At 65.0% G+C, this 17,994-nt stretch carries 5 protein-coding genes and 1 pseudogene; 2 read left to right on the forward strand and 4 right to left on the reverse strand.

Going from position 1 to position 17,994, the window contains the following annotated elements:
- Window positions 1–201 precede the first annotated feature (201 nt).
- The gene (locus tag QCL51_RS07985) at window positions 202–13,155 is read left to right on the forward strand and encodes a non-ribosomal peptide synthetase (RefSeq protein WP_338444730.1); all 12,954 of its coding nucleotides are present in this window, start codon (window positions 202–204) and stop codon (window positions 13,153–13,155) included.
- A gap of 103 nt (window positions 13,156–13,258) precedes the next feature.
- Here QCL51_RS07985 and QCL51_RS07990 read toward each other — a convergent pair.
- Window positions 13,259–13,366: pseudogene (locus QCL51_RS07990) on the reverse strand (IS5/IS1182 family transposase); the annotation flags it as partial.
- A 185-nt stretch (window positions 13,367–13,551) separates the two neighbouring features.
- Between QCL51_RS07990 and QCL51_RS07995 the strand changes: the two are divergent.
- Entirely contained in the window at window positions 13,552–14,508 is a 957-nt protein-coding gene (locus QCL51_RS07995; protein WP_050439962.1) for an RHS repeat-associated core domain-containing protein, read from the forward strand.
- A 109-nt stretch (window positions 14,509–14,617) separates the two neighbouring features.
- Here QCL51_RS07995 and dsbG read toward each other — a convergent pair whose 3' ends face one another.
- Genes dsbG through dsbD form a run of 3 tightly spaced genes read right to left on the reverse strand, consistent with a single transcriptional unit; the run spans window position 14,618 to window position 17,929 of the window.
- The gene (gene dsbG / locus QCL51_RS08000; RefSeq protein WP_021784462.1) at window positions 14,618–15,376 is read right to left on the reverse strand and encodes a thiol:disulfide interchange protein DsbG; all 759 of its coding nucleotides are present in this window, start codon (window positions 15,374–15,376) and stop codon (window positions 14,618–14,620) included.
- A gap of 1 nt (window position 15,377) precedes the next feature.
- Entirely contained in the window at window positions 15,378–16,214 is an 837-nt protein-coding gene (locus QCL51_RS08005) for a TlpA disulfide reductase family protein (protein WP_021784463.1), read from the reverse strand.
- Complete coding sequence (dsbD, locus tag QCL51_RS08010; protein WP_103462263.1) at window positions 16,214–17,929, reverse strand: protein-disulfide reductase DsbD; 1,716 nt, start codon at window positions 17,927–17,929, stop codon at window positions 16,214–16,216. The genes QCL51_RS08005 and dsbD overlap by 1 nt, the downstream gene beginning before the upstream one ends.
- Window positions 17,930–17,994 lie beyond the last annotated feature (65 nt).

Genomic DNA, 17,994 nt, shown 5'->3' on the forward strand with positions numbered 1-17,994 from the left:
AATTATTATTGCGTGTTGCTGTCCCAAGGGGGCATGCCCCCAGGTATGCCTCCAGCCTTCACGCAGCCCCACACCCTCGCCCCCGCTAATTTCTGCCCCCGTCCATCCGTTCCCCTGTGTACATCCCCGGTCGCCGCTCGCTGCCCGCCGCTGTTCGCGGCGCAGTCGGCACGCCCTAACAGACACTGGCAGGAACACCCCATGACGGACGCCTTCGAACTCCCGCTCTCGCTGGTCCAGGCCCTGGCGCAACGCGCCGCGCAGACCCCGGACAGGATTGCTCTGCGCTTTCTCTCCGACGCCCCCGGCGAGCAGGCCGTGCTCAGCTACCGGGACCTCGACCAGCGTGCGCGCACCATCGCCGCTGCCTTGCAGGCGCGCGCCAGCTTCGGTGACCGTGCCGTGTTGCTGTTCCCCAGCGGGCCGGATTACGTGGCGGCGTTCTTCGGTTGCCTGTACGCAGGCGTGATCGCGGTGCCGGCTTACCCGCCGGAGTCCGCGCGCCAGCATCATCAGGAGCGTTTGCTGTCGATCATCGCCGACGCCGGGCCGCGCCTGCTGCTGACCGTGGCGGCGCTGCACGACCACCTGCAAGGCCTGGAGGTGCTTGCGGCAGACGACACGCCCGAGTTGCTGGCCGTGGACGGCCTGGACCCGGCGCTGGCCGCGACCTGGCGTGAGCCCGCACTCAAGGGCGAGGACATCGCCTTCCTGCAGTACACCTCCGGTTCCACCGCGCTGCCCAAGGGCGTGCAGGTCAGCCATGGCAACCTGGTGGCCAACGAGCAACTGATCCGCCAAGGCTTCGGCATCGACCTCAATCCCGACGACGTGATCGTCAGCTGGTTGCCGCTATACCACGACATGGGGCTGATCGGCGGCCTGTTGCAGCCGATCTTCAGCGGTGTGCCCTGCGTGCTGATGTCGCCAGGGTTCTTCCTGGCCCGGCCGCTGCGTTGGTTGCAGGCCATCAGCGACTACGGTGGCACCATCAGCGGCGGGCCCGACTTTGCCTACCGCCTGTGCAGCGAGCGGGTGAGCGAGGCTTCGCTGGCCGGGCTCGACCTGAGCCGCTGGCGCGTAGCCTATTCGGGCTCCGAGCCAATCCGCCAGGACAGCCTGGCCACCTTTGCCGACAAGTTCCAGGCCTGCGGTTTCGACCCGCACAGCTTCTTCGCCAGTTATGGCCTGGCCGAAGCCACCTTGTTCGTCAGCGGCAGCCGCCGTGGACAGGGTATCCCCGCGCTTGAGCTGGATGCCAAAGCCTTCGCCGCCAACCGCGCCGAACCCGGCACTGGCAGCGTGCTGATGAGTTGCGGCTTCCCGCAGCCGGGGCACGCGATACGCATCGTCGAGCCGCAACAACTGCAAGTGCTGGGCGACAACCAGGTGGGGGAAATTTGGGCAGGCGGCCCGAGCATCGCCCTGGGCTACTGGCGCAACCCAGAAGCCAGCGCTCGCACCTTCGTCGAAATGGATGGCCAGACCTGGCTGCGTACCGGCGACCTGGGCTTCATGCGTGAAGGCGAGGTATTCGTCACCGGGCGCCTGAAAGACATGCTGATCGTGCGTGGGCAGAACCTTTACCCGCAAGACCTGGAGAAAACCCTCGAACGTGAAGTGCAGGTGCTGCGTAAAGGCCGGGTGGCGGTGTTCGCCGTCGAGCATCAAGGCGAGGAGGGCATCGGTGTCGCTGTGGAGGTCAGCCGCAACGTGCAAAAGGCACTCAAGCCCCAGGACCTGATCAAGACCCTCCGGCAGGTCATCGCCGATGCCTGCCGGCAGGCCCCCGCCGTGGTCCTGTTGCTGAACCCCGGCGCGCTGCCGAAGACCTCCAGCGGCAAGTTGCAACGCGCTGCCTGCCGCCTGCGCATGGACGATGGCAGCCTCGACTGCTATGCCCGTTTCCCTGAGGCAAGCGAAGCCGGTGCCGGTGCAACCGCTGGCGATGAGCTGCAAGCACGCATCGCGGGTGTGTGGCGCGAGATCCTCAAGGTAGAGGCGGTGGTCGCGGACGACCACTTCCTGTTGCTGGGCGGTAACTCCATCGCCGCCACCCAGGCCACTGCGCGCCTGGCCGATGAGTTGGGTATCGACCTGAGCCTGCGCATGCTGTTCGAGGCGCCGGTACTGGCCGACTACAGCAAGGCCGTGGCACAGATCATCGCCGATGGCGCCGCAGGCACCGTGGCCATCACCACGCTGGAGCGCGCCCAGGCGTTGCCCCAGTCGCTGGCGCAGAACCGCTTGTGGCTGCTGTGGCTGCTGGAACCGCAATCAGCGGCCTACAACATTCCCGCCGGCTTGCACCTGCGCGGCGAGCTGGATGTCGACGCTCTAAAAGTGGCCTTCCAGGCACTGGTGGCGCGCCATGAATCGCTGCGTACCGTGTTCAGCGAAGAGAATGGCCAGGCGCTGCAGCGTATCCTGCCGCAACAACCGTTCAGCCTGCACCGCCTGGACCTTGAAGGGCACTCGCCCGAGCAGGTTGCCGCGCAGCGTGAAACCGAGGCCCGCCAGCCGTTCGACCTCTCCCAGGGCCCGTTGCTGCGGGTGACCCTGGCGCGGCTGGACGATGAAGACCATCAACTGTGGGTGACTTTGCACCACATCGTCGCTGACGGCTGGTCGCTGAACATCCTCCTCGATGAGTTCGCCAAACTGTATGCCGCCCACTGCCAGGGCCTGGAGGCCAACCTGGCGCCGCTGCCCCTGGGTTACGCCGACTACGGCAGCTGGCAGCGGCAATGGCTGGCCGAAGGCGAAGCCGAGCGGCAGCTGCAGTATTGGCAGGCGCGCCTGGGCGATGAACTGCCGGTGCTCGACCTGTGCACCGATCATCCACGGGCCAGCCAGCGCGACCATCGCGCCGCCCGTTTCAGCTTCAAGGTGCCGGCCAAGCTTACTGAAGCGCTCAAGGGCCTTGCCCGCGAGCAGCAGGCCAGCCTGTTCATGGTCCTGCTGGCAGGTTGGCAGGCGCTGCTGCACCGCTACAGCGGCCAGTCCGATATCCGCGTCGGTGTGCCCAATGCCAACCGCCCGCGTATGGAAACTCAGGGCTTGGTCGGTTTTTTCATCAATACCCAGGTGCTGCGCGCGCAATTCGATGGCCGTCTGTCGTTCGCACAGTTGCTGGCCCAGGTCCGTCAAGCCACCCTCGCAGCCCAGGCCAACCAGGACCTGCCATTCGAGCAGTTGGTCGAAGCCTTGCCAGAGGCCCGTGAGCAAGGTCTGTTCCAGGTCATGTTCAACCACCAGCAACGCGACCTGTCAGCCCTGCGGCGTCTGCCGGGGCTGTTGGCCGAAGAGCTGCCGTGGCACAGCCGTGAAGCCAAGTTCGACTTGCAGTTGCACAGTGAGGAAGACCATCTGGGCCGCCTGAGCCTGGCCCTCGACTACGCCGCGGAGCTGTTCGAAGCCAGCACCGTCGAACGTCTGGCCCATCACCTGCTGGTCCTGCTGGAACAGGCGTGTGCCGCGCCGCAGCAGGCGCTGGGAGAGGTGCAATTGCTGGATGAGCACGGCCGTGCGCAGCTGCTGGGTTGGGGCCAGGCAGAGGCCGCCGCAGCGCAGCACCTGTTGGTCGAACAACTCAATGAGCAGGCACGCCTGACGCCGCAACGCACCGCCCTGATCTGGGACGGCGGCAGCCTGGATTACGCCGGGCTGCACCAGCAAGCCAACCGGCTGGCCCACTACCTGCGTGACAAAGGCGTCGGCCCCGATACCTGTGTGGCCATTGCCATCGAGCGCTCGCCGCAATTGCTGGTTGGCCTGCTAGCCATTCTCAAGGCTGGCGGTGCCTACGTGCCGCTGGATGTCGATTACCCTGCCGAACGCCTGGCCTACATGCTGGCCGACTGCGACGCCCGTTTGCTACTGAGCCACAGCAGCCTGCTGGGCAAGCTGCCGCAGGTCGACGGTGTCAGCGCCATTGCCCTCGACCAGTTGCACCTGGACAGCTGGCCCAGCCATGCCCCCGGCCTGCACCTGCACGGCGACAACCTGGCCTACGTTATCTATACCTCCGGCTCCACCGGGCAGCCCAAGGGCGTAGGCAATACCCATGCGGCGCTGGCCGAGCGCCTGCAGTGGATGCAGGCGACCTATGTGCTGAATGACAGCGACGTGCTGATGCAGAAGGCGCCGATCAGTTTCGACGTCTCGGTGTGGGAATGCTTCTGGCCGTTGGTCACCGGCTGCAAGCTGGTGCTCGCTGGCCCTGGTGAACACCGCGACCCACAGCGTATCGCTGCCCTGGTGCAGGCCCATGGGGTGACCACGCTGCACTTTGTACCGCCGCTGTTGCAGGTGTTCGTCCAGGAGCCGCAGGCAGGTGCCTGCAGTAGCTTGCGCCGGGTGTTCTCGGGTGGCGAAGCGTTGTCCGCCACGCTGCGTGACCGCGTGCTGCAGGTGCTGCCGCAGGTGCAGTTGCACAACCGGTACGGCCCGACCGAAACCGCCATCAACGTCACCCACTGGCACTGCCAGGTGGCGGACGGTGAGCGCTCGCCCATCGGCCGCCCGCTGGGCAATGTGCTGTGCCGCGTGCTGGACGATGAGCTGGAACTGAGCGCCCCCGGTGTGCCGGGCGAACTGTACCTCGGTGGCGCGGGCCTGGCCCGGGGTTACCTGGGCCGCCCCGGCCTCACTGCCGAGCGCTTCGTACCCCAGGCCGACGGCAATGGTCAGCGTCTGTACCGCAGTGGCGATCGCGCCCGCTGGCAGGTTCAGCTGGAGGCCCTGGAATACCTTGGCCGCCTCGACCAGCAGGTAAAGGTGCGTGGTTTTCGCGTCGAGCCAGAGGAAGTTCAGGCCTGCCTGCTGGCACAGGCGGGTGTGGAACAGGCGCTGGTGCTGATACACAAGGACGCCGTTGGCGCGCAACTGGTCGGCTATTACAGTGGCAGCGCCCAGCCTGCCGAGGTGCTGGCCGTGCTGGCTGAGCAATTGCCAGCCTACATGGTGCCGGCGCAACTCATCCCTTTGGCACAGATGCCCCTGGGCCCCAGCGGCAAGGTCGACCGCAAGGCACTGCCTGCTCCAGTGTGGCAGCAGCGTGAGCATGTCGAGCCACGAACCGAGCTGCAACAACAGGTCGCGGCCATCTGGCGCGACGTGTTGAATTTGCCGCGCATTGGCCTGCAGGACGACTTCTTCGCCCTCGGTGGTCACTCGTTGCTGGCGACTCAGATCGTTTCGCGCACCCGCCAGGCCTGCGATGTCGAGCTGCCGCTCAAGGCCCTGTTCGAAGCCAGCGAATTGGGCGCCTTCTGTGCCGAGATCGCCCACTTGCGCGCGGCCGGCGAGCGCAATCTGCAAGGTGCAATCGCCCGTGTCGACCGCCGTCAGGCGGTGCCGCTGTCGTACTCGCAGCAGCGAATGTGGTTCCTCTGGCAGATGGAGCCGGATAGCCCGGCGTACAACGTCGGCGGCATGGCACGCCTGCGCGGCACCCTGCATATAGACGCTTTCGAGCGTGCGCTGCAGGCGCTGATCGTGCGCCACGAAACCTTGCGCACCACGTTCCCCAGCATCGACGGGGTGCCGTACCAGTGTGTGGCTGAAGACAGTGGCCTGCATCTCGACTGGCAAGACTTCAGTGCGTTGTCAGTCGATGCCCGCCAGCAACGTTTGCAACAACTGGCCGACGACCAGGCGCACCAGCCATTCGACCTGGAGCGTGGTCCGCTGCTGCGCGCCTGTCTGGCCAAGGCCGACGAGCGCGAGCACTTCTTCGTGCTGACGCTGCACCACATCGTCACCGAAGGCTGGGCCATGGACATCTTCGCCCGCGAGCTGGGTGAGCTGTACGAAGCCTTTGTCGATGACCGCGAATCGCCACTGGCGCCGCTGCCGGTGCAGTACCTGGACTACAGCGTGTGGCAACGGCAATGGCTGGAAAGCGGCGAGGGCGCGCGCCAGTTGGCCTACTGGAAGGCTCGCCTGGGCGATGAACACCCGGTATTGGCCTTGCCCGCCGACCGCCCGCGGCCGGCTGTGCAAAGCCACCGTGGCGAGCTGTACCGCTTCGACCTCGACCCGGCCCTGGTCGCCCGCGTGCATGCCTTCAACAGCCAGCGCGGCCTCACTCTGTTCATGACCATGACCGCTACCCTGGCCGCCTTGCTGCACCGCTACAGCGGCCAGCGCGACCTGCGCATCGGCGCGCCGGTGGCTAACCGCATCCGTCCGGAAAGCGAAGGGCTGATCGGCGCCTTCCTCAATACCCAGGTGCTGCGCTGCGAGCTGGACGGGCAGATGACCGCCGCGCAGTTGTTGGAGCAGATGCGTCAGGCCGCCATCGAAGGCCAGTCGCACCAGGACCTGCCGTTCGACCAGTTGGTGGAGGCCTTGCAGCCGCCGCGCAGCAGCGCCTACAACCCACTGTTCCAGGTGATGTGCAACGTGCAGCGCTGGGCTTTCCAGCAAAGCCGCAGCTTGGCCGGCATGCAGGTGGATTACCTGGTCAATGACGCCAGCGCCACCAAGTTCGACCTGTACCTGGAGGTGACCGACCTCGACGGTCGTCTGGGTTGCTGCCTGACCTACAGCCGCGACCTGTTCGACGAGCCGCGCATCGCGCGCATGGCCGAGCATTGGCAGCAACTGCTGGTCGGCCTGCTGGACAACCCGCAACAGCGCCTGTGCGAGCTGCCGATGCTGAGCAGCGCCGAGCAGCAGGTGCTGGTGGGCCAGTTGCAGGGCGAGCACGATTTCGACCTCGACCAGACCTTGCACGGCCTGTTCGCCGCCCAGGCCGCGCGTACGCCACAGGCTGGTGCGTTGACCTTTGCCGGCCAGCACATGACCTATGCCGAACTCGACCAACAGGCCAACCGCCTGGCCCGCGCCCTGCGCGAGCGTGGTGTCGGCCCGCAGGTGCGCGTGGGCCTGGCCCTGGAGCGATCGCTGGAAATGGTGGTTGGCCTGCTGGCCATCCTCAAGGCCGGCGGCGCTTATGTACCGCTCGACCCCGAGTACCCGCTCGACCGCCTGCGCTACATGATCGAAGACAGCCGCATCGGCTTGCTGCTGAGTCAGCGCGCGTTGCTGCAAGCCGTGGGCGAGCTGCCTGAAGGCGTGGCCAGCTGGAGCCTGGAAGACGATGCCGCCAGCCTGGCGGCCTACAGCGATGCGCCGCTGGACAACCTCAGCCTGCCGCAGCACCAGGCTTACCTGATCTACACCTCAGGCTCCACCGGCAAACCCAAGGGCGTGGTGGTCAGCCATGGCGAGTTCGCCATGCACTGCCAGGCGGTGATCGCCGCATTCGGCATGCGCAGCGATGACTGCGAACTACATTTCTATTCGATCAATTTCGACGCTGCCAGCGAGCGCCTGTGGGCGCCGCTGCTGTGTGGCGCCCGTGTGGTGCTGCGCGCCCAAGGGCAGTGGGGTGCCGAGGAAATCTGCCAACTGGTGCGTGAGCAGAAGGTGAGCATCCTCGGTTTCACCCCTAGCTACGGCAGCCAACTGGCCCAGTACCTGGGTGGGCAGGGCGAACAGTTGCCGGTGCGCTTGGTGATCACCGGCGGCGAAGCGCTGACCGGCGAGCACCTGCAACGCATCCGCCAGGCCTTCGTGCCACAGCTGTTCTTCAATGCCTACGGCCCGACCGAAACCGTGGTCATGCCGCTGGCGTGCCTGGCGCCAGAGGCCTTGCCAGCAGACCTTGGCAGCGTGCCGATCGGCCGCGTCGTCGGTAGCCGTACGGCCTACATCCTCGACGAGGATCTGGCCTTGTTGCCGCAAGGCGGCATTGGCGAACTGTATGTCGGTGGTGCCGGCCTGGCCCAGGGTTACCATGACCGTCCAGGCCTCACTGCCGAGCGCTTTGTCGCCGACCCGTTCAGTGCCGAAGGCGGGCGCCTGTACCGTACCGGCGACCTGGTACGTCTGGGTACTGATGGCCTGGTGGAGTATCTCGGCCGTGCTGATCAGCAGGTAAAGATCCGCGGCTTCCGCATCGAGCTGGGTGAAATCGAGAGCCGCCTTCAGGCCCACGACGATGTCGACGAGGCCGTCGTGCAGGCGCTGGATTTGCCGGGCGGCAAGCAGTTGGTGGGCTACTTGGTGTGCAGGCAGGCCACCGCCGGTAGCGAGGCGCAAAACCTGCTGCGCGAAGCGGTGAAAGCCGATGCCCGCCAGCACCTGCCCGATTACATGGTGCCTACGCACCTGGTGCTGCTCGACAGCCTGCCGCTTATGGGCAACGGCAAACTCGACCGCCGTGCGCTACCGTTGCCGGATCTTGAGCAGGCGCGGCAGCAGTACCAGGCCCCTGGCAGCGCGGTGGAAGCACAATTGGCGCAGATCTGGCGCGACGTGCTGAACATTGCCCAGGTTGGGGTGCAGGACAACTTCTTCGAACTGGGCGGCGACTCGATCCTGTCGATCCAGGTGGTCAGCCGCGCCCGGCAGGCCGGCTTGCAATTCACCCCGCGCGATCTGTTCCAGCATCAGACCATCCAGACCCTGGCGGCTGTGGTTCAGCTCAGCGAAGCCGTGAGCACGGTCGAGCAGGGCCTGCGCCAGGGCCAGGCCGGGCTGACGCCGATCCAGCACTGGTTCTTCGACAGTGACGTGCCAAAGCCGCAACACTGGAACCAGGCTGTGCTGCTGAAGCCGCGCCAACCCTTGGATGAGGCCACCCTTGAACAGGCGTTGGCTGCGCTGGTGCAGCACCATGACAGCCTGCGCCTGCGCTTCAGCGACGCCCAGGGCCGCTGGCAGGCGCAGTACGCGCAGCCTGGCGCCGAGCAACTGCTGTGGAGCGCCACTGTCGCCGATTTCAATGATTGTCAGGCACTCTACACCGACGTGCAGCGCAGCCTGGACCTGCAACAGGGGCCGCTGCTGCGCGCCTTGCTGGTGCGTGACGGGCAGGGCACCCAGCGGTTGTTGCTGGCGATCCATCACTTGGTGGTTGATGGTGTGTCCTGGCGGGTGCTGCTGGAAGACCTGCAGGCGCTGTACCGTGGCCAGACTCTGCCGGCCAAGACCCACGCCGTCGGCGACTGGGCGGCGCGCCTGGTCAGCTACGCCGGCAGCGATTCGCTGCGTGACGAACTGGCCTGGTGGCAAGGCCAGCTGGGCGGTGTGCGTCGCGAATTGCCGTGCGACCATCCGCAGGGCGGCAATTTGCATCGCGACGCTCAAACCCTGGCCATCGGCCTGGACGTGGAGCAGACCCGACAGCTGTTGCAACTGGCCCCGGCGGCTTACCACACCCAGGTCAACGACCTGCTGTTGACCGCACTGGCGCGGGCCTTGTGCCGCTGGAGCGGCGATGAAGAAGTGCTGGTGCAGCTCGAAGGCCATGGCCGTGACGGGTTGTTCGAAGACATGGACCTGACCCGCAGCGTCGGCTGGTTCACCAATGCCTACCCACTGAGCCTGCGTCCGCTGCCAGGTGAAGACGACGCGGCGCGGGCCGGTTCGATCAAGCGCATCAAGGAACAACTGCGCCATGTACCGCACAAGGGCCTGGGCTACGGCGTACTGCGCTACCTGGCGGATGCCGCCGGGCGCGAGCAGATGGCGGCCTTGCCGCAGGCGCGCATCACCTTCAACTACCTGGGCCAGTTCGACCAGCAGTTCGACAGTGCGGCCTTGTTCCAGCCCCTGGAAGCCCCGGCCGGGTTGGCGCATGATCTCGATGCGCCGTTGCCCAACTGGTTGAGCGTCGATGGCCAGGTGTATGGCGGTGCTCTGCAACTGCGCTGGACCTTCAGCGCCGAGCGCTACGACCAGAAGACTATCGCGGGTCTGGCTGAGGGCTATCGTCAGGAGCTGCTGGCGCTGGTCGCGCATTGTCTGGCCGATGGCAATGGCAGCTTCACCCCATCGGACTTCCCGCTGGCGCACCTGACTCAGGAGCAGATCGACGCATTGCCGGTCCCGGCCGCGCAGATCGAGGACGTTTACCCGCTGACGCCGATGCAGGAAGGCATGCTGTTGCACACCCTGCTGGAGCCGGGCACTGGCCTGTACTACATGCAGGACCGCTACCGCATCAACAGCGCGCTCGACCCCGAGCGTTTCGCCCAGGCCTGGCAGGCCGTGGTGGCGCGCCACGAAGCGTTGCGCGCCTCGTTCAGCTGGAACAGCGGCGAGGCGATGCTGCAGATCATCCACAAGCCGGGCAACCTGGCGGTGGACTACCAGGACTGGCGCGGCCTTGCCGACGATGCCCAGGAGCAGCGCCTGCAGGCCCTGCACAAGCAGGAGCGCGAGGCCGGCTTTGCCTTGCTCAGCGAGGCACCGTTCCACCTGCGCCTGGTGCGCGTGGCCGATGAACGCTACTGGTTCATGATGAGCAACCACCACATCCTTATCGATGCCTGGTGCCGCTCGCTGTTGATGAACGATTTCTTCGAAGTCTACCAGGCCCTTGGCGAAGGCCGTCAGGCCCAACTGCCGGTGCCGCCGCGTTACCGCGATTACATCGGTTGGCTGCAGCGCCAGGGCCTGGACGACGCACGCGCCTGGTGGCAGGCCAACCTGGCCGGCTTCGAACGTGCCACAGCCATCCCGAGCGACCGCCCGCTGCGCCATGACCACGCCGGTAGCGGCATGGTCGTCGGCGATTGTTATACCCGCCTTGAGGTGAATGATGGCGTGCGTCTGCGCGAGCTGGCCCAGGCCCATCAGCTCACCGTCAACACTTTCGCCCAGGCGGCCTGGGCCCTGGTGCTGTCGCGCTACAGCGGCGACCGCGACGTGGCCTTTGGCGTAACCGTGGCCGGGCGCCCGGTGAGCATGCCGCAGATGCAGCGCACCGTCGGCCTGTTCATCAACAGCGTGGCCCTGCGCGTGCAGTTGCCCGCGGCGGGTGAGCGTTGCAGCGTACGCCAGTGGCTGCAGGGCCTGCTGCAAAGCAACATGGAGCTGCGCGAGTACGAATACCTGCCGCTGGTGGCGATCCAGGCGTGCAGCGAGTTGCCCAAGGGCCAGCCGCTGTTCGACAGCCTGTTCGTGTTCGAGAATGCGCCGGTTGAAACCGCCGTGCTCGATCACGCCCAGCACCTGAACGCCAGCTCCGACTCGGGCCGTACCCACACCAACTTCCCGCTGACGGCGGTGTGTTACCCGGGTGATGACCTGGGCCTGCACCTGTCGTTTGACCAGCGCTACTTCGACTACCCGACCGTCGAGCGCCTGCTGGCCGAATTCAAGCGCCTGCTGCTGGCGCTGGTACAAGGCTTTGAAGGGGAGGTGAGCGAGCTACCGCTGTCGAGCGCCCAGGAGCAAGGCTTCCTGCTGGAGGACTGCAACCGGACCGAGCGGGTTTATCCACTTGAACAGAGCTACATCGCGCAGTTCGAAGCGCAGGTCGTGGCGCATCCACAGCGTACCGTGGCCCGCTGCCTGGAGGCATCCTATGACTACGCCAGGCTGAACCTGGCGGCCAACCGCCTGGGCCATGCGTTGGTGGCTGCCGGAGTCTGCGTGGACCAGCCAGTGGCACTGCTTGCCGAACGTGGGTTGCCGCTGCTGGGCATGATTGTCGGCAGCTTCAAGGCCGGCGCCGGCTACCTGCCGCTGGACCCGGGCCTGCCGGCGGCGCGCCTGCAAAGCATCATCCAGCTCAGCCGCACGCCAGTGTTGGTGTGCAGCGCGGCCTGCGCCGAGCAGGGACGGCAGTTGCTCGGTGAGCTGGAGGCTGCGCTGCGGCCGCAACTGCTGGTCTGGGAAGACGTCCAGGCCAACCCGATCGCAAGCCACAACCCGGGTATCCACAGTGGCCCGGACAACCTCGCCTACGTGATCTACACCTCAGGCTCGACCGGTCTGCCGAAAGGGGTGATGGTCGAGCAGCGCGGCATGCTCAACAATCAGCTGAGCAAGGTGCCTTACCTGGCGCTGAGCGAGCAGGACGTGATCGCCCAGACCGCCTCGCAAAGCTTCGACATCTCGGTCTGGCAGTTCCTGGCTGCGCCGCTGTTCGGCGCCAAGGTAGAGATCGTGCCAAATGCCATCGCCCACGACCCGCAAGGCCTGCTGGCGCACGTGCAGGCCACCGGCATCACCGTGCTGGAGAGCGTGCCGTCCCTGATCCAGGGCATGCTGGCCAGCGACCACCAGGCCCTCGACGGCCTACGCTGGATGCTGCCGACCGGCGAGGCCATGTCACCGGAGCTGGCGGCGCAGTGGCTGCAGCGCTACCCGCAGATCGGCCTGGTCAATGCCTATGGCCCGGCGGAGTGCTCGGATGACGTGGCGTTCTTCCGCGTCGATTCCGCCTCGACCCAAGGCAGCTACCTGCCCATCGGTACGCCAACGGACAACAACCGCCTGTACCTGTTCGGCGAGGAACAGAAGCTGGTGCCGCTGGGGGCGGTGGGCGAACTGTGCGTGGCGGGTACGGGTGTAGGCCGTGGCTACGTCGGTGACCCGGTGCGCACGGCACTGGCGTTCATTCCTCACCCTTACGGGGCACCGGGAGAGCGCCTGTACCGTACCGGTGACCTGGCGCGGCAACGCCCGGACGGCGTGCTGGAATATGTCGGGCGCATCGACCACCAGGTGAAGATTCGCGGCTATCGCATCGAACTGGGCGAAATCGAGGCCCGGCTGCATGAGCAGGCGGAAATTCGCGATGCCGCTGTGGCGGTGCAGGAGGGCGTGAACGGCAAGCATCTGGTCGGCTACCTGGTGGCGCACCAGGGCGTCAGTGCCGATGCTGCGTTGCTGGAGCAGGTCAAGCAACGACTGCGTGCCGAGTTGCCGGAGTACATGGTGCCGTTGCATTGGGGCTGGTTCGACAGCATGCCGCACAACGCCAACGGCAAGCTCGACCGCAAGGCCCTGCCAGCCATCGACATCGGCGTGCAGCATAGCCAGGCCTATCAGGCGCCACGTAACGACCTGGAGGATGTGTTGGCGGGCATCTGGGCCGATGTGCTCAAAGCCGAGCGGGTGGGGGTGTACGACAACTTCTTCGAGCTGGGCGGCCATTCATTACTGGCCACGCAGATCGCTTCGCGGGTGCAGAAGCAGCTACAGCTGAACGTGCCGCTGCGGGCGATGTTCGAGTGCAGCACGGTGGAGGCGTTGGCCGAGTATGTACAGGGGCTGCAGGGCAGTGCGCTGGATGATGACAAGGTCGACCGGCTCAGTGACCTGATGGCGGAGCTGGAGGGGCTGTGATGGGCAGGGGCGCTTGGCGCCCCTTTCAATGGTCACGGTACTAAGACTATGTGAGAAGAGACGTCGCGATCACCGCATAGAACAAGCCAGTGAGACCATGCCGGCAGTCACTGGTTTTTCCGCCAGAGAGGAGGAAGCGCAGCGGTGTCACGTTGGCGTCGCAGAGCATGTGGATTTTGGTTGTCAGGCCACTACGACTGGGTTCTAGAGCGTAATCGGCAGGCTCATCAGGCGGCCTTTTTCGAGCGCCAGGTGACGAACTGCTGCCCGATCTCAGGAAAATTGAAAGTCATTCACGGTTTACCTACCATTTTTACCAGTTCCCTCTATCTTTGCGAGGGATTCAATATGGGTAACCGCGTATCCTATTTACTCCGGAGATATGGAGCTACCAGCATGGAAAGTTCATCAAACTCGTCTTTCTTCTATCAGGGGAGGTCCCTTGTTTCGATGATGCAGGGGAACCAGCTTCGCTCCGTTTTTCGGACGCCTGATATGCCCTTGGCCGAGCAACGAGTCGATGGTGGTGAGGCATACCATCTGTTCTCGACAGACGGCAAGGCCTCGGTGCTGTCAGTGCAGGAAACTGATAAAGGGGAACAGCACGCATACTCTGTATACGGCCACGATCCGAAATTACCGTCAACGCTTACGTTACTAGGCTTCAATGGCGAAGCTTTCACTCTGGTTTCGGGTTGCTATGCACTAGGCAATGGCTATCGATCATTCAATCCCACTTTGATGCGGTTCACCTCGCCTGATAGGCTGAGCCCGTTTGGAAAGGGAGGGGTAAATGCGTACTGTTATTGCAGTTGCGATCCTGTCAATAATGTGGACCCCAGCGGCCGGATGATGCGCAGGATAAGCCCTGTTTTGATACCGAAGCCGGTCAGTATCATAATTCCCAAGTCGGTCATTACAATCAATTCCATAAATGAGCCTGATATATTCTCTAAAGTCATCAGTTATCTAGACCTGCGTAGTGCGGCGGCACTTTCAAGGGTCAATAAACATGTTTACAGTATGACCAGGGCGGCCTTTTCTAAGATGGAGGTTTCGCTGAGTGATCCTGAAAAATTGCTCGCTGCCTCGCAAAAGGGTACCGTCGGGCCGGGTGTTGGCCAATCCTATGAACTTTTGGTAAAAAGGCCAGATATAAAACTTCCTCCCCAGTCAAAGCATGATGGTGCGAGGGAGCAACTTATACGAGATATTGATGCCGCCAGAAAATTTCGCGCGGCTCAACGAAGCAGGTTATCTTCGTTCGACTCGTCGTCGGGATCAGACTCCGAGGATGAGCTCCAACGCATTAGTCAAGGAATACGCAAAGCGATGAATGGCCCGCAGTTGTAGGAGCAACCGCGGGTTTGGTCGGGATGCCTGTATCGATGAGTCTGTGGTTGAGGATTCAACCGCGAATAGGTCCGTACACGTTCAGACACTCTCCCCGACGATCTTACAGTCAGCGCTTGCCCAGAATCTTCCCAAGCATCTCCGGCCGTGGTGCCCCTTGCTGGCTTTGCAGGTTGCCTTGCTCATCCTGATAGAAAATGGCTGGGGTCGCCTGCAACCCCATCTCTTCCATCAACGCCATGTTCGCCGCCAGCTTCTGTTGCACAGCCTCTGGCACCTGTTCCAGCGCCTTCAGGGTGCTGGCCTTGCCGGCCTTCTCGTGCTGTTGCAGTGCCTTGGCCGGGTCTTTCGCCGCCAGCAGCGCCGCCGACTTGCCCGGGCTGTCTTCGCGGATGATGCCGACCATGATATGGCGCAACTGCACTTTGCCCGACTCCACCCAGGGCCGCGCCTGTTCCCAGAACATGTTGCAGTACGGGCAGTTCGGGTCGCTGAACAGGTACACCTTGCGCGGCGCATCGGCCTTGCCGTCGGCGATCCACGCGGTCTTTTCCATTTTCGCCCAGATTTCCTTGCTCATCGGCGCGTATACCAGCTTTTGCAGCGGCTCGGCGCTCAGGTCCTTGCCCTGTTCGTCGAACAGGCTGCCGACCAGCACGTGCTTGCCGTCGGCGGTCAGGTAGAGGGCCAGGGCGTTGTTCTGGTACTCGGCGGCATAACCGCGCAGGCCGTTGGGCGCATCGAAGCTGCCCTTGATCACGGCGCCCTTGGCTTGCAGTTGCTGAACCGCCTTGGGCAGTTCTTCGGCCTGCAGGGCAGGGGAGGCCAGCAGGGCCAGGGACAGGGGCAGCAGTGCAGTCAATCGCATGTCAGTTTCCTTGTGCGGCAGGGGCGGGCGCAATGGCCCGGTCGAAAGGTTCCAGGGCGTGGCGCAGGCTGGCCCGGGACAGTTCGCCCAGGTGGCTGCCGACCAGACGCCCGTTGGCGTCGTAGAACAGGGTGGTGGGCAAGGCCATGGAGCCGACGCGCTGGGCCAGCAGGCCGGTGCCGTCGAACAGCACGTGTGTCAGGCTCAGGCCGGTGGTGGCGAGGAAGGTGCTGACGTTTTCCGGGGTCTCTCCCTGATTGACGAACAGGAAGGTCACGTGCGGGTAAGCGCTTTGTGCCTGTTGCAGCACGGGCATCTCACGCCGACACGGTGGGCACCAGGTGGCCCAGATGTTGATGACCAGCGGCTTGCCGCGGTAGCTGTGCAATGCCACGGCCTGGCCGTCGGCGTTGCGCAGGCTCAGGTCGGGCAGCTCGGTGCCTTTGCTGTAGAGGTGGCCGCCGAGGCTGGCCAGGCCCCAGAACAGTGCCCCGCTGAACAGCGCCCAGCCTAGCGGGCGGCGCAGGCCGGGGTGGCGCCAGCCCTGCCACAGGGCTCCGAGCACGATGCCGACAAGGCCCGACCAGAACAGGAAGCCGCCGTCACGGATGTCGATCATTTGCAGCGGGTCGTCCTGGTACATCGGCCAATAGGCCAGCACGAAGCCGGCGCGGGCACACAGCAGGCCGATCAGGAACAGGTTGAACAGCGCCGATTCCGGGCTCTCGCCGCCACGTCGGGCAACCCACCAGCCGACAATGCTGGCAATCACCAGGGCGGTGAGCATCAGCAGGTGGTTGAGGGCCATGGTCAGTGGCCCGAGTGTTATGGTCAGCATCAGCCTTGGCTCCTGGTCTGGGCCCAGTGTTGCTGGAACGCTGCTGCATCAACTTCACCGGTGATGCGCCGCGCGCGTCGTTCTTCGCCTTCCGGGCCGATCCAGATGATGCTAGGCGGGCCGGGTACCTGGTAGCGCTGCAGCAGGGCCTTGCTGGCCGGGCTGTCGGCGGTCACGTCCAGGCGCAGCAGGTGCACGTTGGCCAGGCCGGCCTGCACGTCGCTGCGGGCGAACACCTGTTTTTCCATGACCTTGCACGACACGCACCAATCGGCATAGTAGTCGAGCATCACCCACTGGCCGCGGGCTTTGGCCGCATCCAGCTCACGTTGCAGGTCTTCGGGGCGGCTGACGGTGACGAAACTGTCTTCGGCATGCAGGCCAGCGGCCGCTGTGCTGTCCCCCCCCGTGAACGGGCGTAGCGGCTGCCAGAGGTCGTCGCCGCCGGCTGCCGCACCGACCAGCAACAGGCCGCCCCACAGGGCGCCCAACAGCGGTACGGCGCGCAACGCCGGCAGGCGCTGCAGGCCCGGCCAGGCGGCCCAGGCCAGGGCGATCAGCCAGGCGCCGCTCAGTGCCAGCAGCAAGGTAGCGGGCAGCAGGCTGCGCACGGTGTACAGCGCCATGGCCAGGAACACGAAGCCGAACACACCCTTGACCCGGTTCATCCATGCACCTGGGCGCGGCAGATAACGGTTGCCCAGGGTTACCAGCAACAGCATCGGCACGCCCATGCCCAGGCCGAGGCTGAACAGCACCAAGGCCCCTTGCAGCACGTCGCCGCTCTGGGCGATGTACAGCAGTGCGCCGGCCAGTGGTGCGGTCATGCACGGACCGAGCAGCAGGCCAGACAACGCGCCCAGCAACGCCGCGCCATACAGGTTGCCGCCACGGGTACCTTGCCCGGCGCGGTCCAGGCGGTCGCGCACGACTGCGGGTAATTGCAGTTCAAAGGCACCGAACATCGGCAGCGCCAGCAACACGAACAGGCCCGCCAGGCTGCCCAGCAGCCAGGGTTGCTGCAGCCAGGCCTGAAGGCTGGCGCCCAGCAGCGCGGCAACCACACCCAGGGCGGCGTACACCAGCGCCATGCTCAGCACATACACCCCCGCCAGCAGCCAGCCGCGCCGGGCACTGGCGCCATTGCCCAGCACCAGCCCGGCAAGGATCGGCAGCATCGGCAGCGAGCAGGGGGTGAAGGCCAGCAGGAGTCCAAGGCCGAAGAACGCCAGCAGGCTCCAGGCCAGGTGGCCTTGCTGAAGGTTACTGGCCAAGGCCTGGTCGCTGGCTTGCTCGGCGGCTGGCGCCACACTGCCGCCCAGGTCGATCAGCGTGGTTTGCGGGGGGTAGCACAGGCCGGCGTCGGCGCAGCCCTGCCAGCCCAGGCGCAATTGGCCCTGGGCAGTGGCCGGCAGCAGCAGTTCGAGCTGGTCGCGGTACACCGCGCTGTCACCGAAGAACTCGTCATGGTGGTTGAGCGCTGGCGGCAGCTGCGGGTGTTGCTCTGCAGGCAGGCCGTCGAACTTCAGGCGCTTCTGGTACAGGTAGTACCCCTGCTTGATCTGGAAGTACAGGCGCATCTGGCCGTCGGCCTGGCGGTCGTGGGTGAGCACGAAGGCTTGGTCAACCGGCAGGAAGTCTGGTTTCACGTCGAACGGGTTGGCTTGCAACGGGCCGGCCAGTAGTAGTGTGAGGAAGAGCAGGAGAACGCGCATGTCTTCGCCTTGGCAAATCGGGGAATGGGGCCATGCTGGCTGGGGTTGATTAAATGAAGGTTAAC

Source organism: Pseudomonas sp. LTR0 (assembly GCF_036630035.1).
Lineage (GTDB): Bacteria > Pseudomonadota > Gammaproteobacteria > Pseudomonadales > Pseudomonadaceae > Aquipseudomonas > Aquipseudomonas putida_Y.

What these genes read in the sequence shown, in the direction of transcription:
- QCL51_RS07985 (WP_338444730.1), top strand. Translation starts at nt 202, where the DNA reads ATGACGGACGCCTTCGAACTCCCGCTCTCGCTGGTCCAGGCCCTGGCG.
- QCL51_RS07995 (WP_050439962.1), top strand. Translation starts at nt 13,552, where the DNA reads ATGGAAAGTTCATCAAACTCGTCTTTCTTCTATCAGGGGAGGTCCCTT.
- dsbG (WP_021784462.1), bottom strand. Translation starts at nt 15,376, where the DNA reads ATGCGATTGACTGCACTGCTGCCCCTGTCCCTGGCCCTGCTGGCCTCC.
- QCL51_RS08005 (WP_021784463.1), bottom strand. Translation starts at nt 16,214, where the DNA reads ATGCTGACCATAACACTCGGGCCACTGACCATGGCCCTCAACCACCTG.
- dsbD (WP_103462263.1), bottom strand. Translation starts at nt 17,929, where the DNA reads ATGCGCGTTCTCCTGCTCTTCCTCACACTACTACTGGCCGGCCCGTTG.